This is a genomic window from Micromonospora sp. WMMC250 (assembly GCF_027460215.1).
Taxonomy (GTDB): domain Bacteria; phylum Actinomycetota; class Actinomycetes; order Mycobacteriales; family Micromonosporaceae; genus Micromonospora; species Micromonospora taraxaci.
In genome coordinates, this window is record NZ_JAPZBJ010000002.1 from 649,176 (window position 1) to 675,495 (window position 26,320).

General features: G+C 69.8%; 21 protein-coding genes. 14 read left to right on the forward strand and 7 right to left on the reverse strand.

The annotated features are described in order from the left end of the window. Window positions 1-387 precede the first annotated feature (387 nt). Window positions 388-3,384 (forward strand): glycoside hydrolase family 95 protein, encoded by a 2,997-nt coding sequence (locus tag O3438_RS02385; RefSeq protein WP_269678346.1) that lies wholly within the window; start codon window positions 388-390, stop codon window positions 3,382-3,384. 225 nt (window positions 3,385-3,609) lie between these two features. On the opposite strand, the gene O3438_RS02390 is transcribed toward O3438_RS02385, so the two are convergent. After that, window positions 3,610-7,068, reverse strand: coding sequence for an alpha-glucuronidase family glycosyl hydrolase (locus O3438_RS02390; protein ID WP_269678347.1), 3,459 nt, complete (start codon window positions 7,066-7,068; stop codon window positions 3,610-3,612). A gap of 243 nt (window positions 7,069-7,311) precedes the next feature. On the opposite strand from O3438_RS02390, the gene O3438_RS02395 reads away from it, so the two are divergent. Beyond that, window positions 7,312-7,929: a GNAT family N-acetyltransferase gene (locus O3438_RS02395; protein WP_269678348.1), complete on the forward strand. Its 618-nt coding sequence runs from the start codon at window positions 7,312-7,314 to the stop codon at window positions 7,927-7,929. Window positions 7,930-7,971: 42 nt separating this feature from the next. Here O3438_RS02395 and pdxR read toward each other — a convergent pair whose 3' ends face one another. After that, a complete protein-coding gene (gene pdxR / locus O3438_RS02400) occupies window positions 7,972-9,396 on the reverse strand; it encodes a MocR-like pyridoxine biosynthesis transcription factor PdxR (RefSeq protein ID WP_269678349.1) in 1,425 nt (474 codons plus the stop codon). A 47-nt stretch (window positions 9,397-9,443) separates the two neighbouring features. Here pdxR and O3438_RS02405 point away from each other — a divergent pair, with 47 nt between their 5' ends. Next, entirely contained in the window at window positions 9,444-10,799 is a 1,356-nt protein-coding gene (locus tag O3438_RS02405) for an FAD-binding oxidoreductase (RefSeq protein ID WP_269678350.1), read from the forward strand. Between the two features lie 120 nt (window positions 10,800-10,919). On the opposite strand, the gene O3438_RS02410 is transcribed toward O3438_RS02405, so the two are convergent. The 3 genes from O3438_RS02410 to O3438_RS02420 are packed head-to-tail and all read right to left on the reverse strand — an operon-like array spanning window position 10,920 to window position 13,287. Next, on the reverse strand, window positions 10,920-11,489 hold the full coding sequence (locus O3438_RS02410) for a DUF1963 domain-containing protein (RefSeq protein ID WP_269678351.1): 570 nt from the start codon (window positions 11,487-11,489) through the stop codon (window positions 10,920-10,922). A gap of 56 nt (window positions 11,490-11,545) precedes the next feature. After that, window positions 11,546-12,151, reverse strand: coding sequence for a hypothetical protein (locus tag O3438_RS02415; protein ID WP_269678352.1), 606 nt, complete (start codon window positions 12,149-12,151; stop codon window positions 11,546-11,548). Window positions 12,152-12,210: 59 nt separating this feature from the next. After that, window positions 12,211-13,287 (reverse strand): LacI family DNA-binding transcriptional regulator, encoded by a 1,077-nt coding sequence (locus O3438_RS02420; RefSeq protein WP_269678353.1) that lies wholly within the window; start codon window positions 13,285-13,287, stop codon window positions 12,211-12,213. A 251-nt stretch (window positions 13,288-13,538) separates the two neighbouring features. Here O3438_RS02420 and O3438_RS02425 point away from each other — a divergent pair, with 251 nt between their 5' ends. From O3438_RS02425 to O3438_RS02440, 4 genes are read left to right on the forward strand one after another with little or no spacing between them, the layout of a single operon-like run. Continuing rightward, window positions 13,539-14,759: an extracellular solute-binding protein gene (locus O3438_RS02425; protein WP_269678354.1), complete on the forward strand. Its 1,221-nt coding sequence runs from the start codon at window positions 13,539-13,541 to the stop codon at window positions 14,757-14,759. Beyond that, complete coding sequence (locus O3438_RS02430) at window positions 14,756-15,868, forward strand: ABC transporter ATP-binding protein (protein WP_269678355.1); 1,113 nt, start codon at window positions 14,756-14,758, stop codon at window positions 15,866-15,868. Before O3438_RS02425 ends, O3438_RS02430 begins: the two co-directional genes overlap by 4 nt. After that, entirely contained in the window at window positions 15,865-16,764 is a 900-nt protein-coding gene (locus O3438_RS02435; RefSeq protein ID WP_269678356.1) for an ABC transporter permease, read from the forward strand. Before O3438_RS02430 ends, O3438_RS02435 begins: the two co-directional genes overlap by 4 nt. Next, complete coding sequence (locus O3438_RS02440; RefSeq protein WP_269678357.1) at window positions 16,764-17,648, forward strand: ABC transporter permease; 885 nt, start codon at window positions 16,764-16,766, stop codon at window positions 17,646-17,648. The genes O3438_RS02435 and O3438_RS02440 overlap by 1 nt, the downstream gene beginning before the upstream one ends. Before the next feature lie 12 nt (window positions 17,649-17,660). Here the strand turns inward: O3438_RS02440 and O3438_RS02445 are convergent, their stop codons facing one another. Beyond that, window positions 17,661-19,241 (reverse strand): FGGY family carbohydrate kinase, encoded by a 1,581-nt coding sequence (locus O3438_RS02445; RefSeq protein ID WP_269678358.1) that lies wholly within the window; start codon window positions 19,239-19,241, stop codon window positions 17,661-17,663. 140 nt (window positions 19,242-19,381) lie between these two features. Between O3438_RS02445 and O3438_RS02450 the strand changes: the two genes are divergently transcribed. Then, the gene (locus O3438_RS02450; protein ID WP_269678359.1) at window positions 19,382-20,149 is read left to right on the forward strand and encodes a class I SAM-dependent methyltransferase; all 768 of its coding nucleotides are present in this window, start codon (window positions 19,382-19,384) and stop codon (window positions 20,147-20,149) included. A gap of 21 nt (window positions 20,150-20,170) precedes the next feature. On the opposite strand, the gene O3438_RS02455 is transcribed toward O3438_RS02450, so the two are convergent. Next, the gene (locus O3438_RS02455; protein WP_269678360.1) at window positions 20,171-20,884 is read right to left on the reverse strand and encodes a hypothetical protein; all 714 of its coding nucleotides are present in this window, start codon (window positions 20,882-20,884) and stop codon (window positions 20,171-20,173) included. A gap of 162 nt (window positions 20,885-21,046) precedes the next feature. On the opposite strand from O3438_RS02455, the gene O3438_RS02460 reads away from it, so the two are divergent. The 6 genes from O3438_RS02460 (at window position 21,047) to O3438_RS02485 (ending at window position 26,267) form a co-directional block, all read left to right on the forward strand. Continuing rightward, on the forward strand, window positions 21,047-21,499 hold the full coding sequence (locus O3438_RS02460; RefSeq protein ID WP_269678361.1) for an OsmC family protein: 453 nt from the start codon (window positions 21,047-21,049) through the stop codon (window positions 21,497-21,499). 162 nt (window positions 21,500-21,661) lie between these two features. Then, the gene (locus O3438_RS02465) at window positions 21,662-23,062 is read left to right on the forward strand and encodes a non-reducing end alpha-L-arabinofuranosidase family hydrolase (protein ID WP_269678362.1); all 1,401 of its coding nucleotides are present in this window, start codon (window positions 21,662-21,664) and stop codon (window positions 23,060-23,062) included. 248 nt (window positions 23,063-23,310) lie between these two features. Continuing rightward, window positions 23,311-23,793, forward strand: a complete 483-nt coding sequence (locus tag O3438_RS02470) for a GNAT family N-acetyltransferase (protein ID WP_269678363.1) — start codon at window positions 23,311-23,313, stop codon at window positions 23,791-23,793. Window positions 23,794-23,900: 107 nt separating this feature from the next. Then, complete coding sequence (locus tag O3438_RS02475) at window positions 23,901-24,515, forward strand: dihydrofolate reductase family protein (protein WP_269678364.1); 615 nt, start codon at window positions 23,901-23,903, stop codon at window positions 24,513-24,515. Between the two features lie 56 nt (window positions 24,516-24,571). Further along, window positions 24,572-25,246 carry a DUF6891 domain-containing protein gene (locus O3438_RS02480; RefSeq protein ID WP_269678365.1) on the forward strand — a complete coding sequence of 225 codons (675 nt, stop codon included), beginning with the start codon at window positions 24,572-24,574 and terminating at the stop codon, window positions 25,244-25,246. Window positions 25,247-25,373: 127 nt separating this feature from the next. Continuing rightward, window positions 25,374-26,267 carry an SGNH/GDSL hydrolase family protein gene (locus O3438_RS02485; protein WP_269678366.1) on the forward strand — a complete coding sequence of 298 codons (894 nt, stop codon included), beginning with the start codon at window positions 25,374-25,376 and terminating at the stop codon, window positions 26,265-26,267. The last annotated feature ends 53 nt before the right edge of the window (window positions 26,268-26,320 follow it).

Below are 26,320 nucleotides of genomic sequence, written 5' to 3' on the forward strand. Positions count from 1 at the left end.
CGTCGGCCCGTCGAGGTTGCGGCCGGCGGGGACGCCGGGAAATTCGACCGACGGACGGTACATCCGATGTATGGGCACCTACCTGCTCGCTCGACGGTGTCCGGTGGGTGATCCGTCAGTGTCGGGAGGCGTCCGCTCGATGCCGTCTCCTTGACGGCGGCGCTCCGCGGGACGGGTCAGAAGGCGGATTCCCGCCATCTATCGACCATTGCCGATTCGGTTGCGTCGGAGTAACCTTCGCGAAACACATCAGATGTCTGGCTGTCTCCGGGGCTGATCTCGGCCGGTCACTCCGGTCCCTGGTCGATGCCAGCGAGCGGATCCCGACGACGGCTCTCATGGTTGTCCCGCTTCGGGTGGCCGGATCGGTCACCGTTTGGAGGATCGATGTCCGACCTGACTCGACGGCAAGCCATCAAGATCGGCGCGGCCGGTGCGGGCGGCGCTCTCCTGCCGCTGCCCTGGACCGCCGCGGCCCGCGCGGACGCGGTGGCGCCGCCGCAGGTGCTGGCCGCCGGGGACCTCGCCCTCTGGTACGACGAGGGGGCCGGCACCGACTGGCTCCGGGCGCTGCCGATCGGCAACGGCCGACTCGGCGCCATGGTCTTCGGCAACGTCGACACGGAACGGCTGCAACTCAACGAGGACACCGTCTGGGCCGGCGGCCCGCACGACCCGAGCAACCCCCGGGGCGCGGGAGCGCTGGGGGAGATCCGCCGCCTGGTCAACGCCAACCAGTGGACCCAGGCCCAGGATCTGATCAACCAGACCATGATGGGCAACCCCGGCGGGCAGTTGGCCTACCAGACCGTCGGCAACCTGCGGCTCGCCTTCGGGTCGGCCAGCGGGGCGTCGCAGTACGACCGCACGTTGGACCTCACCACCGCCACCGTCACGACGTCGTACGTGCTCAACGGCGTCCGTCACCAGCGGGAGGTGTTCGCCAGCGCGCCGGACCAGGTCATCGCCATGCGACTCACCGCCGACCGGAGCAACTCGATCAGCTTCACGGCCACGTTCGACAGCCCGCAGCGCACGTCGGTGTCCAGTCCGGACGGCGCCACGATCGGCCTGGACGGCGTGTCCGGGAACCAGGAGGGCGTCAACGGCCAGGTCCGCTTCCTCGCCCTGGCCAACGCCACCGTCACCGGCGGCATCGTGTCCAGCTCCGGCGGCACCCTGCGGGTCACCAACGCCACGAGCGTGGTCCTGCTGATCTCCATCGGCACCAGCTACGTCAACTACCGCAACGTCGGCGGCGACTACGGGGGCATCGCCCGGCAGCGCCTCAGTGCCGCCCGGGCCACCAGCTTCGACTCGCTGCGCAGCAGGCACGTGGCCGACTACCAGGCGCTCTTCAACCGGGTCACCCTGGACCTGGGCCGCACCTCGGCCGCGAACCAGACGACCGACGTGCGGATCGCCCAGCACAACAGCGTCAACGACCCGCAGTTCTCCGCGCTGCTGTTCCAGTTCGGCCGGTACCTGCTGATCTCGTCGTCGCGCCCCGGCACGCAGCCGGCCAACCTGCAGGGCATCTGGAACGACTCGCTGACGCCCTCGTGGGACTCGAAGTACACGATCAACGCGAACCTGCCGATGAACTACTGGCCGGCCAACACGACGAACCTGGCCGAGTGCCACAACCCGGTGTTCGACATGGTCCGGGAGCTCTCCGTCGCCGGTGCGCGTACCGCCCAGGTGCAGTACAACGCGGGTGGCTGGGTCACCCACCACAACACCGACGCGTGGCGGGCCACGGCCGTGGTGGACGGCGCGTTCTGGGGAATGTGGCAGACCGGTGGCGCGTGGCTGTCGGTGTTGATCTGGGACCACTACCTGTTCAACGGCGACATCGAGTTCCTGCGGACGAACTATCCGGCCATGAAGGGCGCCGCGCAGTTCTTCCTGGACACCCTGGTGACCGAGCCGACCCTCGGCTACCTCGTGACGAACCCGTCGAACTCGCCGGAACTCAGCCACCACTCGAACGCCAGCGTGTGCGCCGGCCCCACCATGGACAACCAGATCCTGCGGGACCTCTTCGACGGCGTCGCCCGTGCGAGCGAGGTCCTCAACGTGGACAGCACCTTCCGGGCGCAGGTCCGGGCCACCCGCGACCGGCTCCCTCCGATGAAGGTCGGCTCGCGCGGCAACATCATGGAGTGGCTCTACGACTGGGTGGAGACCGAGCCCAACCACCGGCACATCTCCCACCTGTACGGGTTGGCCCCCAGCAACCAGATCACCAAGCGCGGCACCCCGCAGCTGTTCGAGGCGGCCCGCCGGACCCTGGCACTGCGCGGCGACGACGGGACCGGCTGGTCGCTGGCCTGGAAAATCAATTTCTGGGCACGGATGGAGGAGGGCAAGCGGGCCCACGACCTGATCCGCTACCTCGCCACCACCGCCCGGCTCGCGCCGAACATGTTCGACCTGCACCCGCCGTTCCAGATCGACGGCAACTTCGGGGCGACGGCGGGCATCGCCGAGATGCTGCTGCAGAGCCACGCCGGTGAGTTGCACATCCTGCCCGCGCTGCCGCCGGCGTGGCCGGCCGGGAAGGTGACCGGCCTGCGGGGTCGCGGCGGGCACACCGTCGGCATCACCTGGAGCAACGGTCAGGCTACCGAGGTGCTCGTCCGGCCGGACCGCGCCGGCACGGTCCGCCTGCGCGCCCGCATCCTGACCGGCACCGTCACGGTTGTCGACACCGCCGACGGTTCGGCGCCCCGGGTCACCCGGATCGAGTCCGACCTGGTCGAGGTCACCGTCCAGGCCGGGCGCACCTACCGGGTCACCAGCACAGGCGTCGCCACCCCGACGCTGGAGCAGAGCTTCACCAACGCCGGCATCACCAACGACAGCAACACCAACGTCGGAAACTTCGACGGCAACGGGGCAAGCCTGTCCGCGCAGGCACTGGCCTCGGCCGGGGCCAGCCCGGGGGCCACGATCAGCCGCAACGGGGTGAGCTTCCGCTGGCCCAACGTCAGCCCCGGCACCGCCGACAACGCCGTCGCCTCGGGCCAGACCATCGGCATCAGCGGCACCGGCAGCACGCTCGGCTTCCTGCTCACCGGCACCTACGGGGCGGTGTCCGGGACAGGCACCGTCGTGTACGCCGACGGCACCCGTCAGACGTTCACGCTGAGCTCGCCCGACTGGTACGGCGGGCCCCACTCCGGGGGAACCGCCGCCGTCGTGTCGGCGTACCAGAACCGGCCCAACAACGGCCGTCAGGCCACGGCCGCCTGCATCTACTACGTGGGTGTGTCGTTGCAGAACAAGGCGGTGGCCCAGGTCGTCCTGCCCAACATCAGCGCGCGGCCGGCGGCCAACGTGCCGACCATGCACGTCTTCGCCATCGCGATCGGCGGCTGACGGCAACGATTCCTGCTTGGGGGAGCACGACCGGGCCCGTCCCATCTGGGGACGGGCCCGGTCGCGTTCGGCGTTCGGCGTTCGGCGGTGACCCTCGGTCACCTTCCTCGGGTCGGATACCGTGTTGAGCGGTATACCTCAGAGGTATGAATATGACTCTGAGGTATACCGCTCAACAGCACGTCGACGTGCCGGGCCAGCCGACGCGCACCCTGGAGTGACGCCCTAGCGGATGCGCTCCCCGCGGCTCTCGATCCGGAAGTGGTCGACGGCGACGTCGAGGTCGGTGGAGGCGCCGGCCCGGTTGAAGGCCAGCACGCCGGCCCTCGTCGGCTCGGTGTTCAGCGTCTGGGAGCCGATGTAGCGGTAGACGCCTCCGTCGGTGGAGTAGTAGGCGCGGTAGCGGTCCCCGGTCTTCGTCAGCCGGAACCAGATGGCCCCGTCCGCCCCGACGATGCGCTGGGCGTCCGCACCGGTGATCTCCACTGTCGACGTCACGCCGTTCTGTTCGCGCAGGAAGACGACCCGGGCCTTGTGGACCGGTGCGCCGGCGTTGGCCATCTCCCAGGCGAGCTTGACGTAGTTGTCGTCGTCCGCGTACGCGAGGACGCCGCCCTGCTCGTTGTTGGCGGCGAGTGGCCGGGAGAAGACGATCCTGGAGTCGGCCGTCCAGTCCCCGTCGACGTCCTGGAGCGCCAGGTTCCGCGCGGTGTTGACCGTGCCCTGAAGGTCACCCTGCTGGGCGGTGATCCTTAGCGACCCGTCGGCCAGACGCCACCTGCTGTCGTCCGGCCGAACCCACTGCCACTGCGGGCCGAGCTGGGGCGAGGCGAACTCGTCGCTGCCGGTGAGAGTGGTGTTCAGGTCCACCACGTAGACCGACGACGCGCCGCCGTTGGTGACGGTGACCCGTGCCTGCCCGGTGGCGCTGTCGGCCTGCGCGACCACGACCGAGGCGGCGGGGTCGGCGGCACGTGCCGCGACGGCCGGCACGGTCGTGGTGCCGGCCGGCGTGAGGACGTTGTAGTGCCGCACCGTCGGGGAGAAGGACGCCAGGGGCCTGTCGTCGACGCGCAGGCTCGCGAGCGTCGTGTCGGGCACCAGGTCGAAGACGTAGTTCTTCACCAACGGCCCGAAGAAGCCCTTGGTGGTGACCTTGACGACCGCCTGACCGGGTACGCCGGCCGCCTGCGAGACGATCTCGTAGCGGGCCTTCCGGTCGGCGGTCCGCACCTTCGTGATGGTCGGCGACGCCCCGGCCGGCACCGGGATGGTGTACGCGTTCTCCGACAGGTTGAAGCCGCCGAACTCCTTCCCGCCCACCACGATCGTCGCGGACAGCGGCGCGTCGTCCACCGGGATGTCCCGCCCGCTGAACTCCTTCCAGTAGTTCACCGAGGTGTCCCGCCAGTCGGCGGCGTCCGCCTCGTGGACGGCGAGCTTGGCGCGTACCTCCGCGAACCGGCGTGCGTCGATGTCGGGCTGGAGCGTCTCCCAGGTCTCCCGCATCCAGGTCACGTACTGCACACCCATCTGGTAGCGGTAGACCAGCTCGTCCCAGAACGTCCGGCCGCTGTCCATCCGGTGACCCCAGGGCACGTGGTGGAACCACATGAGCAGGTTCTCCGGGACCGAGTCGATGTTCCCGTAGCGCTGCTGCAACCGGGGGAAGTACTGGGCGGCGAGGTTGCTGCCGGTGGGGGAGCGGTCGAAGCCCAGACCGACGCTGTCGGCCTTGTTGTAGTAGATCGGGCTCCAGTCGTCGCGGCCCGCCCAGTCGGCGGGGTCGGGGCGGTAGTGGGCGCCCTCGGCGAACTGGTGGCCGATGCCCAGCGGCGTCTGGTAGCTGACCAGCGACTCCCAGGAACCCATCATCATCGTGCGGATGGTGTCGACGACCCGCCGGTCGTTGCTCCAGGTCATCCGGACCCAGTCGGTGGCGACGTCCGCCGAGTCGAGTGTCCAGTCCCACGCCTGACGGCCGAAGGCGAAGAGGTTCGCCTGGGAGAAGTGGTGCCCGGTCAGGTTGTCGGCGTTGCCGAGGTTGGCGACACCGACGATGGCCGTGTCCGAGTGGTGCTGGGCGGTCCCGTCGACGATGTCGCCGACCAGCCGCTCGCGCAGCAGTTTCCCGTTGGCGTCGGTGGCGTACGTGTCGGTCTTGAGGATCTCCTCGTACATCGGACCGAGGTAGGCCAGCATCCAGTTCTGGCCCGTGTACTCCTGCGTGATCTGGAGTTCCAGGGCCTGGTTGGTGTTCTCCATCCGGCCGAACATCGGGTGGATGGGCTCCCGGGCCTGGAAGTCCAGCGGCCCGTTCTTGGTCTGGAGGAACACGTTGTCGGCGAAGCGCCCCCGGCTGCCGTCCGGCTGCACCTCGTCGTCGATCGGCCCGAACTCCAGGTAGGCGCGCTTGAGCCGGTCGTTGTCGACCTCGGCGTTGTAGACGAACGTCCGCCAGTGCACTGTCATCCCGAGCGGCGCCACCGCGGCGGCGATGGCGTTGGCGCCGTCACCGTGGTCGTACCCGAAATCCTGTGGCCCCGGCTGGCCCTCCGAGTTGGCCTTCACGGTGAAGCCCATGAAGTCCGGGATGGCGGCCTGGATCTGCCGGGCCCGTCGGTTCCACCAGCCCCGGAAGTCGGTGCCGTAGGGGTCCAGTTGGCTGTTGGTGAGTGTGTCCGGCGCGAAGCGGCTGTCGGTGGGCGCGGTGTAGCGGATCGACAGGCCCAGCTTGATGCCGTACGGACGCAGCGCGTCGGCGAGGGCCGCCTCCTGCGCGATCCGTGCACTGGTCAGGTACGCGTTGTCGGCGTTGACGTTGTTGATGGTGATGCCGTTGATGCCCAGCGACGCCAACGCCCGTGCCACCACGATGTAGCGGTCCAGGATGACGGGCAGGTTCCGGCCGGCGCTCGCCCCGGTCGCCGCGAAGTTGAAGATCGCCCCGCTCTCCCCGTTCAGTCCGCCCAGCCCGGAGGCGTTGTTGCCGGCGTAGAGGCGCTCGGTCTCCCAGTTGTTCAGCAGCCGGTGCTTGATCTTCGGTGACTCGGCGACGCGGAGACGGTCGATGGGTTTCTGCGTCTGCAGGAGCCGCAGGAAGGCGTAGGTGCCGTACAGCGCGCCGAGGTCGGTGTTGCCGGCGATGACGGTGAACCGCGCCTTCCCGCTCGTCACCGAGCGGACGAGATAACCCTCGTCGCCGACCTTGGCGAGGTCCCGCGCCGGGACGGCACGGCTCACCAACGGCGAACTCGTCGGCGTGCCGACGACCACCGCACCGTCCGGTACGCGATGACCGTCGACAGTCGTCACGGGGGTCGGTCGGCCGAGCAGCCCGCCCAGCCCGCGTACCAGCTCGTCCCGGGCCGCGCCCAGTGTGGTCTCGGCCAGCTTCTCGGCGGACCCGGGCGCCATGGCGAGGTCCGGCGTGTGCCGGTGGACCTTCGTGGCGTCGGCGTTCTCTACCACGATCCCGGTGACCGTGCGGCGGTAGTCACGCAGCAGCTTCGGCTCGCTGACCGGCACGTACCGCAGCCACAGGTCGGAGCCGCTGTAGTCGTCAGGTGACGGGGCCGCGGCAACAGGTGTCGTGGCGACAGTCAGGGTGGCCGCGACCGTGGCGAGCACCGTTCCCAGCACGATGAGGGTTCGCCGTAGCCTGGGCGTCGAGCCTCGGATCATCGCCATCTCCTCGTTCGTCCACTCGGGATGCCGTGCGGCCCGGCGTGCGAGCACGACGACGTCGACAGATTGCTACGTGTCGATGCTGTGTGCCGCGGCGGGGCTGCGGCAACGAGTTGTCGTTTCTTGTCGCGGCCCGCATCCTCGGGGCGATCGGGACGATCGAGCGACACGACGGCGAGCCAGGGGCAGCCCCGGTCGAATCGGGTAGCGTCGCCGGCTCCCTCGTGAAACTGTCGCCGGGTGACTCAACCGACTCTACGTACCGCCCGTCTGCTGATGGTTCCCCTCGCAGATCGGCACTTCGAACTGGAGGTCGAGCTCGACTCCGACCCGGAGGTGCTTCGCTACATCACCGGGCGGGCGCGATCCAGGGACGAGGTGGCCACCTCTCACTCGCAGAGGTTGGCGCTGTCCGGCAAGGTGGACGGCCTGGGTTACTGGATGGCGTTCGGGTCCGATGGCGGCGCGCGTGGCACGGTAGCGCCCGAGTACGAGGACCAGGGCGACGTCATCGGGCTCATGATGCTTCCGCCGGCACACGGCCCCGACCAGCCGGACGATCCAACCGTCGCGGAGTTGGGCTACCGGCTTGCCCGCCACTGCTGGCGCAGGGGTCTGGCCAGCGAGGCATCGCGGGCCCTGCTGCGGCATGCCTTCGACACGGTCGGGCAGAGCCGGGTGATCGCGCAGACCATGACGGTCAACGTCGGATCTCAGGGCGTGATGAAGGCCGTCGGCATGCGGTACGTGCGCACGTACTTCCCTTCCTGGGACGACCCGATACCAGGAACAGAATCCGGTGAGGTGGAGTACGAGATGACCCGGGAGATGTGGGAGGCACGTCGCGACGCGTACTGAGCCGACTGGCCGGCCTTCACCTGTGGCTCGACTGCGATCAGATTACCAGCAGATGTGCGCACGGACCTCTGCGACCGCGTCGGCAAGGACGTCCACTCCTTCTGTGATGGCACGTTCGGAGAGGTTGGCGTAACCAAAGATCAACCCGCCAGGTCCGGCGGGGCTCAGTCGGTACCGGGAGACGCCCTGCACGGCCAGTCCGTGCCGGGCGGCCGCGGCCACGACAGCGGCCTCGTCGAGGTCGCGTGGAAGCCAGGTCACGACGTGTTGGCCCGCCGCGACACCGACCGGCTTCAGGTCGGGCAGGCGGGTGCGCAGTGCGGCCAGGAGCGCGTCGCGGCGGCGGCGGTAGACCGGGCGCATGCGTCGGAGGTGTCGGTCGAGCTCGCCGCGAGTGAGGAAGTCGGCGAAGGTCAGTTGGTCGATGACGGGAGAGCCGCGGTCGGCCAGTACCTTGGCCGCCGCGATGTCGTCGACCAGGTGTGCCGGCGCCAGCAGCCAGCCCAGGCGCAGCCCTGGCGCCAGGGTCTTGCTCGCTGTGCCGCAGTACACGACGGTGTCAGGAGCCAGCCCCTGCATGGCGCCGATGGGCGAACGGTCGTAGCGGTACTCCGCGTCGTAGTCGTCCTCGATCACCACGGCGCCCCGACGCTGGGCCCAGTCGATCACGTGGGCCCGCGCGGAGGCCGACAGGACCCCTCCGGTGGGCCACTGGTGCGAGGGCGTCAGCACGACGGCGTCCGCATCGGTCTGTTCGAGGGCCTCGACGAGGATGCCGTCGGGCCCGACCGGAATGCCGATCACATCCAGGCCGGCGGCGGCTGCGACGAGGCGGGCGTCGTCGTCGGGTGACGGGTCCTCGACAGCCAACCGCCGCGCGCCGCGCGCCGCGAGTACCTGGATCAGCAGCGCGACGCCCTGCCCGTAACCGTTGCAGATCACGACGTTCTCCGGGCGGGCCGACGTGCCGCGAACGCGGTTGAGGTAGTCGGTCAGGGCTGCGTGCAGTTCGGGCACGCCACGCCCGTCGAGGTAGGCGAAGTGTTCGTTGGGCGCGGTGGTGAGGACCGTGCGCGCCGAACGCAGCCAGGCGGCCCGGGGGAACGACGACACGTCGGTGCGGCCGTACCCGAAGTCGATCCCTGCCGCCGGCCGATCCGCGGCGCGGCGATCCACGGGCGTCGGAACCAGCTCGACCGCAACCCTGGTGTAGCCGCCCGCCTGACTGGTGAGGTAGCCCTCGGCGACGAGTTGCTGGTATGCCTCGACCACGACCCCGCGTGACACTCCAAGGTCGGCGGCGATGGTGCGGGTGGGTGGCAGGGACGTCCCGAGACGCAGCCGGCCAGCCCGGATGCCGCCCCGGATCGAGGCGGCGATCTGTCGGTGCAGCGGGTCGGCTGCGGACCTGTCGACAACGACGAGCAGGTCCTCGGCCGTACGTGAATTGGTCCTGATGCGGCCCATGCAATCGGACCTTACAAGGCGTACCGATTTCCGCCAGGCTCAGACCTATGACGACGACAGCGACGAGCCTCCGCCTCGCCGGCCGCCTCCTCACCCCGGACGACCCGGGTTACGACGCCGCGCGCGCCGTCTGGAATGCCATGATCGACCGCCGCCCGCACATGATCGTGCGGGCCGCAAGCGTCACCGACGTCGTGACAGCGGTACGCCTGGCCCAGGAACTCGACCTGGAGATCGGGGTGCGCTGCGGCGGGCACAACGTGGCCGGCCTGGCTGTCCCCCCAAACGGTCTGATGATCGACCTGACCGCGTTGAACGCCGTTCGGGTCGACCCGATCCGGAGGCGCGCCCGGGTCCAGGGCGGCGCGCTGCTGGGAGCACTCGACCGGGCGTCACAGCCATACGGCCTCGCCACGACCGCGGGCAACGTCTCGCACACCGGGGTCGGCGGCCTCACCCTCGGTGGCGGCATGGGCTGGCTCGCCCGCCAACACGGTTTGGCCTGCGACAACGTCGTCTCCTACACGATGGTCACGGCCGGTGGGGAAGTGGTGACCGCGACCCGAAACGAAAACCCCGACCTCTATTGGGGCCTGCGCGGCGGGGGCGGCAACTTCGGCATCGTCACCGACTTCGACTTCCAACTGCACCACACCGGAACGCAGACCCTGGTCGCCGAGTTCGACTTCCGCGCCGAGGACGCCGTACCAGTGCTCGAAGGCTGGCGGGACCTCAACGCCGTCGCGCCGCGGCAGGCGACCTTCACCGCCGATGTCCACAGCACACCCCGCGGCCCAATCGCCACCGTCGGCTTCGTATGGGTCGGCGACCCCGCGCGGGGTCACCTGTTGCTGCCGGCGATGCGCGCACTCGGGCGCCCGGTCGCAGAGCGGGTCACCACCCCGTCATACCTCGAACTCCAGCAACGTGACGACACCACCGGTGGCCACGCCTACCGTCGGTACTCCAGCGCCCACTACCTGCGGCAGTTCCCCACCGCGGCGATCGAGGCATTCCTGCTGCGCGGCGCGGCAGACCTACACGCCGGCACCCAACTGCCCGGCGTCGGCCTGCAGGCATACGGTGGCGCGATCGCCGACGTCGCGGACGCCGACGCCGCGTTCAGCCACCGCGGCACCACGTTCGAGTACGGCGCCGGCTCCCGCTGGACCGAGCCATCCGAGGACGACGAACGGATGGCAGTTGCTCGCAGCGCCGGAGCCGCGCTCGACGCGTACTCCCACGGCGTCTACGTCAACTCGCTCGCCGCCGACGAGGGGCAACGCGGGGTACACCGCGCCTACCCGGCCGCCAAGCTCGCCAGGCTGACCGCCCTCAAGAACGTCTGGGATCCGCAGAACGTCTTCCACCTCAACCACAACATCCGGCCCACCCACGTGTGAGCCGGCACCGAGAGGCCGGACGATGAAAGGAGGTTCGTGACCTCCACCGGCCCGCCCTCCAGTTCGGCAACCACAACCAGCAGAGCCGTGGGCTGCTCCTGCCGGGCCTGGGCGCAGCGGCTACCGCCCGAGCCGCACGCGGCGTCGCCGGTGCCCTACTCGCTGAACTCGGTCACGGGCCAACTGCTGCTGGAAAGGCGACAGGTCGTCCTCGTCCTCGTCTTCCTCCGCGCCCGTTGCGAACCAGTCGGGCAGCCGCGCAACGAGCGTGGCGCTCACGTCGTACTGCCTGCCGACGCCCTCGTGGTCGGTGGGTTCCTCCGCCACCTCGGTTTCGGTGCCGGCCGGTACATGGACGACACGCGCGTACCCCGGCTCGCTGGACAGGTGGTCCTCCTCGTGGTTGAGGAAGAAGAGCAGCGAGCCGTCTGCCGGCAGGCCGGAGCCGTCGACTTTCGGCAGCGCCGCGCAGTCGACGGAGAAGACGAACGGCAACCGGCTGCCTCCGACGACCGGCCAGTCCATGCCCACCGGCAGCCGGGGCGACCCACCGAACTGGCCGACCGGAACGCCGCGCGAACCGCCGCTCAACCGGATCGCCAGTCGGAGGTGCTCGGCGAACCTGTCGATCTCGTCGTCCGGGATGCCCGACTCCAGCGCCGCGGCACGGAACTGCCCCTGCTGATCCATGGCCCAGCATGATGCCACGACGATGCGGAGACTCGCGCCCTGCGATGCCGTGATTCCTACCGGGCCGGCGGGAGTGCCAACGCTCGCGCCCAGGTGTGCCAGTAGGCGGCACCGTCGCTGGTCTGGCGCAGGACCGCGTCGGTGCGCGGCACGCCGTCGCCTGTCGTGCCCTCCGGCCACACGCACAGCAGGTAGCGGTCCGGTCGTCGATCCATGTAGGTGTGGTCGCTCTCGTCAAGCTCGTCGGGATCGAGCCCGCCGAACGGGTCGTGCCCCTCGTCCATGCCCGTGGCGCAGTACCGAACGCGGTAGGCCGGTAGCCGGCCGGTCTGCTGCCCTTCGGACGTCAGCGGCATCCGGGCGAGTGGCCCATCTCCCCACGGGACGAGGTCGACGACCGCGGCGCTCGGCACGAAGGACACCTCCACCACGTCCTCCCATTCCTCCGCTGCCGCCGGCGGCTCGGTGTCGTGCACCTCGATCGTGAACCGGACCCGACCGGAGTGCGTGCCGGTCATCAGGAACAGCGCGCCCGGCTGACCGCCCCCGCAGAGGCCATTCGCCTGCCCGGCGAACGCCCTGTCCATGTCCGGCAGGTCGGAACTGGTCACGTAGATCTGCCCGTAGTGGACCGGTGCCTTGCCGTCGAAGAGGACACGCATCGGCCGATCCTGTCATCGACCGGCGGTCCCCCGCTGCCCCGTGGGCCGAACCATCCCGGTCAGGACAGCTGGGCCGCCGGGTTGGTCGACTGTCGTTGGCGTATCCACGGTCGGGCGCGACCCGCGCTCCGACGGGCGGCCGTCGAGTGGCGGACGACGAGGCGTACCGGCAGGACCATCGGCCGGCCGGCGTGCCCGGGGGCGCCCTCGATCATCGTGAGGAGGTGCCGGGTCGCCGCTGAACCCTCCGCGTAGAACGGCGCCGCGACAGTGGTCAGCCCGGGTGTGACGATGTCGGCGGCGAGGGTGTTGTCGAAACCCACGATGCTGACGTCGCCCGGCACGTCGACACCCATCCGGGTGAGGCCGCGGATGAGCCCGATCGCCATCTGGTCGTTGAAGGCGAGGACGGCGGTCGCGGGACGGGCGCGCAGTTCCTCGGCGGCTCGTTCGCCGCCCTCGATGGTCGGGCTGAACGGGCCGATCTGGCGTACCTTGATCTCCAGTTCCATGCCGGCTTCGAGCAACGACCGCCAGCGGATGCCGTTCGGCCAGGACGCCTGCGGCCCCGCGACGTAGGTGATGTGGTCGTGCCCCAGCTCCCCGAGGTGCTCGGCGGCCCGCCGGACCCCACGGGGGTTGTCCGTCACGACGCAGGGCACGTCGGCGACGGCGCGGTTGAGGACCACCACCGGCCGCTGCTTGGCGAACATCCGGATCGCCGAGTCCGACATCCGGCTGCTGGCCAGCACGATGCCGTCGACCGTCGGCATCGTGCGTTCGATCGCCGCCCGCTCCAGCCGGTCGGACTCCTGGGCGTCGATGAGCACAGTGGTGTACTCGTCGTGCATCGCCGTCTCCTGGGCACCGCGCACGATCCCGGCGTAGACCGGGTTGGTGATGTCGGCGATGACGAGCGCGATCATGCGCGTGCGGGCCGTGGTGAGGGCGCGGGCGAGCGGGTTCGTCCGGTAGCCCAGCCGCTCGGCGACCTGCCGGACCCGCTCGGCGGTCTCGGAGTTGACGCGACTCGGCCGGGAGAAGGCACGCGACACCGTGGAGGGTGACACGTCGGCTTCGGCCGCGACGTCGTAGATCGTGGCTCTCTTGTCGGGCGGCCTGGTGTGGTCGGGCATCGTCGTGCTCCCCCCGGCTACGCGCCGTGATCATGTTATGACGACGGTGCGCACTCGGCAATGCCCCGGCAACATTCCGGCCCAGGAACGTATTCGCGCGAGGCAATACATGGCAACCCGTTGCCGTTGCGGCACGTCGGCTGTCTGAATGCATCGCAGATGGCCCATGGCGGGCGGCCTCACGGGCGACCCCACCTGAGCGGAGCGTGGACCTACCTGGCCGGGCCGGGTAGCGACGAAGGAGACGGCTGATGGGTATGACGCGGCGAGGCGCCCTCCTGGTCACGGCATCGTCGCTCCTGGTGGGCGCGGTCGGGTGCGGGGCGCCGGAGACCCCCGGCGACACCTCGGGTGACACCTCCGGTGAGGTGCCGCAGCGACCCGGCCGGGCGGTGACGCTCAACGTCCTCGACGTGGCGGGCAACCTGCAGCTGACCCAGGGGATGATCGACGAGTTCGTGTCGAAGAACCCGGACGTGATCTCGCGGGTGACGTACTCGAAGGCGCCGGCGCCCGAGCTGGCCGGGAAGATCAAGGCCCAGCAGGGTGCGGACCGGGTGGACATCGGTCTGGTGTTGACCGGCGTCGACGGCCTCGCGGCCGGAATCGAGCAGGGGCTCTGGGTCGACGTGCTGCCGGCGTTCGCCGACCGTCTCGGCGGGATGCGGAACTACCTGGAACCGGCCGCCGCGATGCAGAAGCTCGCCGGCAACGCCGGTGTGACAGTCACCTACTACCCGTCCGGCCCGCTGCTCGAATACCTGCCGTCGCGACTCGCGACGCCACCCACCAACGCGCAGGCCCTGCTCGCCTGGGCCAAGGCCAACCCGAAGAGGTTCCAGTACGCCCGACCGGCCAACTCCGGCCCGGGGCGTACGTTCCTGATGGGTCTGCCCTACATCCTGGGGGACTCGAACCCCAAGGACCCCACCGCGGGCTGGGACAAGACGTGGGCCTTCCTCAAGGAGTTGGGCCAGTACGTCGACTACTACCCGTCCGGCACCACAGAGACGATGAAGAACCTCGCCAACAGCACCGCCCACCTGATCGTCAGCACCACCGGCTGGGACATCAACCCCCGTGTGCTGGGCACGGTGCCCAAGGACGCGAGGATCGCCACGATCGACGGGTTCCACTGGGTCACCGACGCGCACTACGCCGTCATGCCCAAGGGAGTGTCGACCGACACGCAGGCCGCGGTGCTGGCCCTGCTGGCGTTCATGCTCACCCCCGAGCAGCAGGCGAAGGCGTACGACGAGGGGTACTTCTACCCCGGGCCGGCGGTGAAGGACGTCCAGCTCACGTCAGCGCCGCAGAAGAGCCAGGACGCGATCCGCGAGTTCGGCCGCCCCGAGTACGACGCGCTGATCGCCGGCAACCCCACCGAGGTCCCGCTCGACGCGAAGAGTCTCGTGGCGGCGTTCAACCGCTGGGACCGCGAGATCGGCGGCGGGAAGGTCAAGCAGGGATGAGCGCCTTCTCCCGACTGCGCCTGGACGGGGTGTCCCGCCGGTTCGGTGGGCAGGCCGCGCTCACCGAGTTGGACCTGACGATCGAGGCGGGAGAGTTCATCGCACTGCTCGGCCCGTCCGGCTGCGGCAAGTCGACGGCGCTGAACTGCCTGGCCGGACTCCTGCCGTTGACGGCCGGAAGTATCTGGCAGGACGAGCGCCGCATCGACACGCTGCCGCCGGAGCGGCGCGGTTTCGGCATGGTGTTCCAGAGCTACGCGCTCTTCCCCCATCTGACGGTACGGGCGAACATCGCCTTCGGGCTGCGGATGCGGCGGTTGCCGAAGGAGGAGACGCGCCGGCGTACGGAGGAGGCGGTGCGGCTGGTACGGCTGGAGGACCACGTCGACAAGCTGCCCGGCCAGCTCTCGGGTGGTCAACAGCAACGCGTCGCCATCGCCCGTGCCGTGGTGTTCGAGCCGTCCCTCGTCCTGATGGACGAGCCGTTGAGCAACCTCGACGCCAAACTGCGTCTGGAGATGCGCACGGAGATCCGCCGGTTGCACCAGTCGCTGGGCCTCACCACCGTCTACGTCACGCACGACCAGGAGGAGGCGCTCTCCCTGGCCGACCGGTTGGTGGTGCTGCGGGAGGGGCGGGTGCAGCAGGTCGGTTCGCCGCGTGAGCTGCACACCCGGCCGGCGAACTGGCACGTCGCCGACTTCATGGGCTACCGCAACCTGTGGCCGGGCCGGGTCGAGCAGGTCGACGGCGCGCGGGCCGCCGTCGAGTCGTCAGGTCATCGGCTGGTCGGCGAGGCCGTCGGAGACCTGCGCGCCGGGGTGGACGCGGTGGTCGCGGTGCGCCCCGAGGACGTCCGCGTCGACGGGTCCGGCGAGACCCGCGACGCCCTGCCGGCCACCATCGAGGTGGTGGAGTACCAGGGGCGCGAGTTGGCGGCCGAGGCGCGCACCGACACGGGCCTGTTGCTGCACCTGCGTACCGAGCAACGCATCGCACCGGGCGACCAGGTCAAGCTCGCCGTCGACCCACAGCGGCTCCTCGTCTATCCCGCCGACGCGGCGCAGCCGACCGACCGTCTCGCGGACGTCGTGGAGGCGGCGCGGTGAGCGGCAGCCGGCCCGGCAGACCGTTGACGCACTGGCAACACCGTCTCGCCGAGCGGGGCGTCGACCGTCAGCTCTGGTTGCTGGTCCCGGCCCTGGTGTTCGTGGTCGCCCTGTTCCTCTACCCGTTCTTCTACGGGCTGGGGCTCTCGTTCCAGCCGACCAGGGGTGGGCCGTTCAGCGACTACGCCCGGTTCTTCTCCGACTCCTACGAGCGGGGCACGATCTGGATCACGCTGCGGATCGCGTTGCCCGCCGCGCTGCTGAACGTCCTCGCCGCGGTGCCGATCGCCTACCGGATGCGCGGACGCTTCCGGGCCAAGCGGCTGGTCACCACGCTCCTGGTCGTGCCGATCACGCTGGGGACGGTGCTCACGGCCCAGGGGTTGCTGAACTTCCTCGGCCCGACCGGCTGGTTCAACCGGATCCTGCTGGCCACGAACCTCGTCGACGAGCCGGTGCGACTGACCCACAACTACTGGGGCGTCTTCTTCTCGTTGGTGATCACCGGATTTCCGTTCGCGTTCCTGCTGGTGCTCTCGTACCTCTCCGGCATCGACCCGACCCTGGAACGGGCGGCCGCGACGTTGGGGGCGGACTGGCGTCGCCGGTTCACCCGGATCACCCTTCCGCTCCTGATGCCCGGCCTGGCCACGACGTTCTGCCTGACGTTCGTGCTGGCGTTCAGCGTGTTCCCGTCGGCCGTCCTGGTCGGCAACCCGGCCGGCGAGACGCGGGTCATCTCCCTCGCCGCGTACCAGGCGGCGTACGAGCAGTACGACTACCCGTACGCCTCGGCCATCGCGATGATCATGGGATTCGTCGAGTTGGTCATCATCGCGGTGGTGTTGGCCGCGCGCAGCCGTTTCTACACCGGCTCCACCGGAGGCAAGGGCTGATGGCAACGATCACCGAGGCGCCACCGGCGTCGCCCCCCGCCCGCAGCGAACGTCGGCGCGTCATCGCGCGACCCGCCGCCTGGATCGTGTGGGGCGTCGTCGTCTTCTTCTTCCTCAACCTGCTGGGCGTCGTGGCGTCCGTGCTGGTCAGCTCGTTCGGCCAGCGCTGGTTCGACACCTGGCTGCCCGACGGCTACACCACCAGCTGGTACGGGCGGGCCTGGGAGGAGTTCGCGCTCCTGCGGGTCATCGTCGTGACGCTGGAGGTCTCCGCACTCGTCGTGGGTCTCTCGCTCCTGATCGGCGTGCCGGCGGCGTACGTGCTCGCGCGGCGGTCGTTCCCCGGCAAACGGTTGATCTTCCTCGTGTTCCTGCTGCCCATCCTGATGCCGCCGATCACGTACGGCATTCCCCTGGCGACCGTCCTCTACAAGTTCGGTCTGGCCGGGAACATGTCCGGGGTGGTGCTCGCCAACCTCGTACCCTCGGTGCCCTTCGTCATCCTGACGATGACCCCGTTCATCGAACAGATCGACCCGCGGGTCGAGAGCGCCGCGCGCATGTGCGGCGCGGGACTGCGGACGGTGTTCCTGCGGGTCCTCGCTCCGTTGCTCGTACCGGGCATCCTCGCCTCCGCGATCCTCGTCCTCGTGCGGACCGTGGGGATGTTCGAGCTGACCTTCCTCACCGCCGGGCCGGACTCGCAGACCCTCGTCGTGGCGCTGTACTACTCGATGTCGGCGTCCGGGATCCGGGCCCAGCAGTCGGTCGACGCCATGGCGGTCATCTACACCTCGATGATGCTCGTCCTGCTCGTCGTCGCCCTGCGCTACGTCAATCCGACGCAGCTCGTGGCGCGGGTGAAGGACGAGCCGGAGCACTGACCGGCGGCCCGGTCAACCGCCCACGACATCGCGGGGCAGCGCGTCGGTCCGCCATTCGGCGTGCGGGGCGGCTGCCTCGTCGAGGATGTCGCCCACCCGTCCCACCACGCTGCGGAGTACGGGCAGCTTCGCCCGTAGGCCGCGGTACGCCGTGGCGAGGGCCGGGTCGACGGTGACCGGTTCGCTGCGGGTGCCCTCCGGATGGAGTTGGGTGACCGCCCCCCGCAGGTCGGGGGAGAGGCCGATCGCGAAGAGCCCGAGCGCGGCCGCGCCGAGAGCCGCGTCGTCGGCCGCGCCCGACGCCCGGACCGGACAGTCCAGGACCGCCGCCATCACCTGTCGCCACAGGGGAGAACGAAACGCGCCCCCGGCCAGGTGAACGCTGCTGACCGGCGTCAACTCGGCCAGGCGGTCGCGGACACCACCGAGTTGCAGGCAGACGCCCTCCACGGCGGCCCGCACCAGATGACCACGAGAGTGGTGCCCATGTAACCCCAGGTAGGCCCCCAACGGGCCGGAGCCCTCCGGGTAGGCCCGGTCGTCGCGCGCGTGGGGCAGCATCACGAGACCGTCGCTTCCCGGAGCGATCCGCTCGGCGAGCCTCAGCAGCGCGGGCGGCGCCCAGTCGTCCCCGGGCGTCGAGGGATGGTCGGGCGCGAGGGTGTGACCGGCCCACCGCACGACGTTGCCGCCGTTGCCGACGGTGGCGCCGAGGACCCAGGCGTCCTCGGTCAACGCGCCGCAGGTGAAGGTCTCCGTCGCGTCGGCGAGGGGCGCCGCGACCACCGTCCGCAGGGATCCGGTGGCCCCCAGCGTCACACCCGCGACGGTGCTGTCGATCGCCGCGGTGCCCAGAGCGCGCAACGGTTCCTGGCAGGCGCCCACGACGACGGGCGTGCCGGACGGCAGGCCGACCGACCGTCCCGCCGTCGCCGACAGTCGCAGAACGGCCGTCGTGGGCAGGACCGGGGGCAGCTGACTCTCGGACACCCCGGCGAGGTCGAGGACCGCGGGACTCCACATCCGACGGTGGACGTCGAACAGTCCGGTGCCGGAGGCCGAGGACAGCTCGGTCACCACCGCCCCGGTCAGCCGGTGGAGCACGTAGTCCTTGAGGCCGACCCACCACGGCGTCGCCGCGCAGAGGTACGGCTCGTGGCGGGCGAACCACATGAGTTTGCAGAGCGGGCTGCCCGGGTGCACAGGCGTGCCCGACAACCTGTGCAACTCTCGGCTCTGGCCGGAGGACCGCAGGTCGCGGGCTACCTCGGCGGACCGTGAGTCGTGCGGGGTGAGCAGCGGCGTCACCGGCGTCAGCGTCGCGTCCAACCCGATCAGGGCGCCCCTGGCGGTGCTGAGCGTGACAGCGACGACCTCCGCGCCCTCGGTGGCGGCGGCGCAGGCGGACATCGCCGCCAGGGTGGCCGCCACGAGGACGTCGGGCTCCACCACCAGCCAGCCGGGTGCCGGCTGCAGGAGTGGGCACTGCCGTGTCTCGACGTGCCGCACGGTGCCGTCCACCGCGAACGATGCCGCCCGGACGGTCGTGGTGCCCAGGTCGACCGCGAGGATGACAGGACCTCCCGGGCTCATCCGCCAATGGTCGGGAGACGCTCGTCGGGCCGGCAAGCGGTTGCGCGCAGTTGCCGTCGCCCTGACGATGCCCGAGCGCGTGGTCGATCGGGCAAGGAAGATCGAGCATCGACGACGGGAGTCGTGACAGGATTGTCGGCATGTCTGCTCGCGCGCTGAGCTTCGGGATGGTGGCGGAAGCATACGAACGGTACCGGCCGGGATATCCCGTCGAGCTTCTCGACCTGGTGATGACCTACGCGGGCCGGCCGGTTCGGACGGCCCTGGAGATCGGCGCGGGGACAGGCAAGGCAACCCGTCTGTTCACCCGACGGGAGGTCACCGTCACCGCTACCGAACCGGACGGGGCCATGCTCGCCGAACTGCGCAAACACGTGCCGTCCCGCGTCCAGGCCGTGCAGGCCGCATTCGAGGACCTGCGACCGGGAAAGACCTACGACCTGGTGTACGCGGCCGCGGCGCTGCACTGGACGAAGGCGGAGGGTCGGTGGTCGCGGATGGCCGCGCTGGTGGAGCCGGGTGGCGTGTTCGCCTCGTTCGGGGCCCCGATCCAGCTGGCCGATCCGGCGGTGGCGGAGGCGGTGCGTGCGGCGCGGGCGCCGTTTCTGGAGAGCGACGAGGTGCCGTCTCCCGACGGCACGCCTCCCGGGCATGCGATGCAGTGGCCGGGCACCGAGCTGCAACGGTCCGAGTGGTTCACCGATGTCCAGCAGGTCGTGATCGATCGGCGTCTGACGATGAGCGCCGACGACTACGTCGGGCACCTGTCGACGATCTCGGCGTACCTCGAACTGCCGACCGCGGAACAGGAACAGGTCTTCGACCGGATCACGCGGGTCCTGCCCGAGACGGTAGACCTCGCCGCCGACATCGTCGTCCACCTCGCCCGTCGACGTCACGAGCGGTAGCGCCTCGACGCCGACGGCTGCTCAGACCAGGAAGTTCTCGCGCATCCGCGCGCCCAGGTTGATGCCACCCACCGCCCGAGGGCCGGCCGGGTCGTGGACGCTGACGGTGTTGTTACGGCGCATCAGCTCCCGGACCGCCGGTGGCAGTCGGGGCGGGTCGTCCATGGCCGCGAGGACCTGCCCGGCGCTCAGGATCAGCCGATCGGCCAGGGCGGCGGCGTCGGTGTCGACCCGCACCCGTCCGTACTCCCAGGCGGCGGTGGTGAGGTCGAGCACCTCGAACACGCGGGTCAGCAGCGGGTTCGGGTCGGTCACCCGGTCCAGCCGCGGCGCTCGGCTGCCGACCACCGTGACCGCGGCGGTCACCTGCGCGTACGGGTGGAAGCCGCTCGGCAGGGCGAACAGCGGCCAGCGCAGGGCGTGGCCCGCCTCCACCCACAGCGGCCGGTAGTTGCGGCGGTGCACTAGGAGACGCCGGCCCGTCCGTCGGTGGATCTCCTGGGCCTGGGCCTGAAGGTCCACGTGGGCCTCGTCGGCGACCTGGCTCACGATCCGGGCTGCCACCACCAGGCCGTCGTCGCTGTCCAGCGCCGCGGTCAGCGCCTCGACCTGGTCCGGGAACCGGACCTGCGCGTGGGCGCCGTAGCGGGATTGGGCGTCCCGCAACAGCGTCTGCTGTCGTCCCGGGTCGAGCTGGACCCGCCTACCGCCCAGCAACCGCCGGAGCCAACGCATGTCGCCTCGTTTCAGCAGAGCCGTCGTGGACGGCGGCAATGCTAGTGCCTCGTCCGTTCCTCCCTTGCGGACGGGGTGGCGGACCGAGCCCGACCACCGGGCGGACGGGGGAGATCCGCACTCGCCACACGGTTCCGGCGAAGCCTGGGTAGTTTTCCTGTCATGAGTGAGGACACTTTCCGCTCGGTGCAGATCGAGCGCACCAGCGTGGGTAACTACGTCGCGCGCAACGTCCGCGGCGGGTCGATGTCGTTGGGCACGGGCGAGGACTCCAGCTTTACACCTGTGGAGTTGCTCCTGGCGGCCATCGGCGGTTGCAGCGCGGTCGACGTGGACCACATCACCAGCCGCCGCGCGGAACCGACGCAGTTCTCCGTCGCGGTCACCGGCGACAAGATCCGGGACGAGTCCGGGGGCAACCGGATGCAGAACATCACTGTCGAGTTCACAGTGACGTTTCCGGCGGGCGCGGACGGCGATCGGGCGCGCGAGGCGCTGCCCCGGTCGTTGCAGCAGTCGCACGACCGGCTCTGCACCGTCTCCCGTACGGTCGAGCTGGGCGCTCCGGTCTCGATCGCTGTCGCCGGCGGTGACACCTCGGAAGACCCGCGCTGAGCACGCTCACCCAACGCTATAGAGAATTAGCATCTTCAATGGTTTGAGGTTATGGGAGCGCTCCCGTAACATACCTGACGCGGCCTGTTAACGCTCACATGTGCTCCGCTCGCAGTGACCACCACCTATGCATCGGCCGCCATCCCGTCAGGAAGGTGCTATATGACCAGATCCAGAGCTACCAATGTCGGCCTGGTCTCGGCCGGCGTTGCCCTACTGGTGTCGTCGTCGGTTGTCGCGGCGCTGCCGGCGGGCGCCGCGGCAGCGGGTTGTTCGGTGAACTACGCAGTGGCGTCACAGTGGCAGGGCGGCTTCACCGCCAACGTGGCGCTCACGAACCTGGGCGACCCGCTGACCAGTTGGACGTTGACGTGGTCGTACGGCGCCGGGCAGACGGTGACGCAGGCGTGGAGCACCTCGGTGACGCAGAGCGGCTCGGCGGTGACGGCGAAGAACGTGAGCTACAACGGCGCGGTCCCGACCAACGGCTCGGTGTCGTTCGGCTTCAACGGCTCGTGGACGGGCAGCAACCCGGTGCCGACCAGCTTCGCTCTCAACGGCGTCACGTGCACCGGTGGCACCACACCGACCACTCCGCCGACCACCACCCCGCCGCCCACCGACCCGCCGCCGACCACTCCGCCTCCCACCAACACCTGCGATCTCCCCTCGTCGTACCGGTGGTCGTCGACCGGCGCGCTGGCGCAGCCGAGGTCCGGGTGGGTGTCGCTGAAGGACTTCACCGTCGCGCCGTACAACGGCCAGCAACTGGTCTACGCCACCACCCACGACACCGGGACCAGGTGGGGTTCGATGAACTTCGGGTTGTTCTCGAACTACTCGCAGATGGGCTCGGCCAGTCAGAACGCGATGAACAACGCGACGGTGGCGCCGTCGTTGTTCTACTTCGCGCCGCGCAACATCTGGGTGCTGGCCTACCAGTGGGGTGGGCCGGCGTTCTCGTACCGGACGTCCACCGATCCGACGAACCCGAACGGGTGGTCGGCGGCGCAGACGTTGTTCAGCGGCAGCATCACGGGTTCGGGTACGGGGCCGATCGATCAGGCGGTGATCGGCGACAGCCAGAACATGTACCTGTTCTTCGCCGGTGACAACGGCAAGATCTATCGGGCGAGCATGCCGATCGGGAACTTCCCGGGCAGCTTCGGGTCGAACTACACGACGATCATGAGTGACACGACGAACAACCTCTTCGAGGCTGTTCAGGTCTACAAGCTTCAGGGCCTGAACAAGTACCTGATGATCGTCGAGGCCATCGGTTCGCAGGGCCGCTACTTCCGCTCCTTCACGGCCACCAGCCTGGGTGGTTCGTGGACGCCGCAGGCCACCTCGGAGAGCAACCCGTTCGCGGGCAAGGCCAACAGTGGCGCCACCTGGACCAACGACATCAGCCACGGTGAGCTGCTGCGGACCAGCGCGGACCAGACGATGACCGTCAACGCCTGCAACCTGCAACTGCTCTACCAGGGTCGTTCCCCCAACTCCGGCGGCGACTACGGCCTCCTGCCGTACCGGCCGGGTCTGCTGACCCTGCAACGCTGACACGGTTCGATCAAGCTCGACCGACCGGAACGGGCGGGCTCGGCGTCACGCCGAGCCCGCCCGCACCACGTCGGGTGCGGGCGACCTTCCGACCGTGCGGGGTCCTCGCCTCGCTACCAGGGCCGGCGTTCGCAGAGCCGAAGCCGGCGGCGACATGCGTGCAAGGATGGTGTGTGAGCTTTGATTCGACACTGTCGTCAGCGGTCGATCCAACCGCCTCCCCGCTCGTTCTGAGAGGTGAGGCGGTTGTGCTGCGCGACTGGCTCGACGCCGATCTGCCACACCTGCCGGGCCTCTTCGACGCGGCGGACATCGCCGCGAACACCGACATTCCTTCTCCGTTCGACGCGGACGCCTTTCTGCTCAGAATCCGGCGCCGCCGGGTCCAGGGCGTCGTCGACCTGGCCGTGACGCGGGACGGCGGGGAGCCGCTCGGTCTCGTCGCACTCCACGTGGCGAGCGGAGTGCTGGGGTACGCCATCGGCCCGGCGCACCGCGGCCGAGGTATGGCGTCGCGTTCCCTGCGGTTGATCACGACGTTCTGCCACGAAGAGCTCGGCTTCACCCGACTGCGGCTGAGCATCGTGCGGGGCAATCTGCCCTCGCAGCGGGTTGCCGCGTCCGCCGGATACGTCCGGAGCGACGAGGACGTCGTCGAGCGGACCAATGGGCTGGGACAGCTCAAGCTGCTCGAAACGTGGCACTGGCTCGCTCCGGTGACGTCCGGCTGACAAAGACCTGATGCGACACGCGTCATCGGGGCAGCCGGTGGCTGACGAGTTTGGGACGATGCGCCGGTCGACCTACCGACATCACCCGATTCGAAGGGACCCCCGCGATGGCAAAGGTCATCTCCACGCTGTTCATTTCGGCCGACGGCGTGGCCGAGATCGATCCTGACTGGCACTTCCCGTACTTCGACGAGAACATGGGCCGTGCCGTCACCGAGGACTACGACACCGCCGACGTGCTGCTGATCGGCCGCGAGACGTACGACAGCTTCGCCGGCGCCTGGCCCGGTCGGGAGGCCGCGGGTGGCGAGGACGCGCCGTTCGCCAAGCAGCTCGGGGACATGCGCAAGGTCGTCGTCTCGCGCCAGCCGCTGGAGTTCTCCTGGCGTAGCTCGGAGCTGATCCAGGGGGACCTCGTCGACGCCGTCGCCGCCCTGAAGGCCGATCCCGACGTACGCGGCATCCTGATCCCCGGGTCGATCTCCGTGGTGCAGCAGCTGCTCGCCGCGGGTCTGGTCGACGAGCTGCGGCTGCTGGTGCACCCGGTCGCGGCACGCAAGGGCCGCAAGCTGTTCGACGACGGTGATGCGGCCTACCACCTGCGCCTGCTGGCGACGGAGTCGTTCCCGACGGGTGTGCTCCGCGTGATCTACGCGCCGACTGCGGCCCCCACCCCGGCCGGCTACGACGACGTCAGGGACCAGGGGCCCGGCGGAAACTAGGACGCCGGCCTCCCGAGGCGTCCGGGCCCGTCGTACGCCCGTGTGAAGATTCGTTCGTGACCGAATGGACGTACAACGATCGCCCCGAGGGCGTCCGGTTCCTGACCGATCGCATCCCCGAGCCGGGGCGAAGTGCGATCGAGGACGAGCTGTGGGCCTGGATCGTGCGCGGTGAGGACGACGCGGACGATTTCGTCGACTTCTTCGACGACGAGGAGGAGCGCTGCGGCGCCACCGACGACGAGCTGAGGGCGGCGCACGGCAAGGCGGTGGCCGCTCGGCGGGCGCAGCAGCGGCAGTGGGGTGAGGTGACCGCCAACATCACCCGCGCCTTCGCCGAGCTCAACGAGTTGGGGGTGCTGGCCCGGGCGAACTTCAGCTGCTGCGGCACCTGCGCAGGCGCCGAGATCGACGACGAGCGCGACGACTCCCGGCACTGGCGTGGGTTCCTCTGGTTCCACCAGCAGGACACCGAGTCGCTTCTCGAGAGCGAGGAGGGCGCGGTCTACCTCGGCTACGGCGTCTATCCTCCGGCCGACTTCGACGAGGCCGCCTACGGCCGTCTGTCGGAGGCCGAGCAGCAGGCCGGTTACCAGGCGGACCTGGAGCGACTGATGGACGAGGTCGCCTTCCCGGTGCTGCGCAAACACGGCATGCGGGTGGAGTGGAACCGCAAGCAGTCCAAGCGGATCAGGGTCACTGGCGCCCAGTGGTACGCGCCGTTGGGCTGAGCGCCACCGAGCCGGCCCACACCCCGATCCCTCATTTAGTGAGGTCCATCTATATTGACGTTCGGCGTTGGCGGGGACAGGATCTTGGGCACCACCACCCCCGTGATCCCCCTCCCTGGGAGGCGCCATGACCCGTCCCCGCCTGCCCCTCCTGCGGGCAGCCACCCGGCTGGCCGCACTGGCCCTGGCCGCCGCCGGTGTGCTGCTCACCGTCGCCACCCCCGCCAGCGCGGCCGTGCCCACCGGCCGCTACGTCGCGCTGGGCGACTCGTACACCGCCGGCCCGCTGATCCCCAGCCAGACCGACCTGAACTGCCTACGGTCCAGCCGCAACTACCCGTCGCTGGTGGCCGCGGCCGCCGGCTCGTCGTCGTTCGCCGACGTGAGTTGCTCCGGTGCCACCACTGACGACATCCTCTCCGGTGGCAGCGGCCAGTTGGGCACCGCGCTGCCGCCGCAGCTCAACGCGGTCACGTCGAACACGGCACTGGTGACGGTGCAGATCGGCGGCAACGACATCGGCTTCTCCGGCATCATCGGCGCCTGCGCCGAGGCGAGTGTCAGCAGCCCGCTCGGGTCACCGTGCAAGAACAGCTACACCGCCGGAGGCGTCGACCAGTTGCAGGCGAGGATCGTCGCCGCGACGCCGAAGGTGACCGCCGTGCTCCAGGCGGTTCGCCGGGCCGCGCCGAGCGCGCGGGTCGTGGTGCTGGGCTACCCGGCGATCCTGCCGGACACCGGGTACGGCTGCTGGCCGGTCGTCCCGATCGCCTACCAGGACGTGCCGTACCTGCGCGGCATCGAGAAGTCGCTGAACGCGATGTTGGCGAGCGTCGCAAGTGCGAACGGCGCCACCTACTCCGACGTCTACACGCCGTCGATCGGTCGTGACGCGTGCAAGAGCAGCGGTACCCGGTGGGTCGAGGGCCTGGTGCCGCAGAACGCGGCAGCGCCGTTCCACCCGAATGCCCGTGGCGAACAGGGCATGGCCACCGCCCTGCTCGCCACGCTCAACAGCTGAGCGGTCCCGCGATCTGTCGAGTCGGCCCCGTCGGATGCGGCGGGGCCGACCCA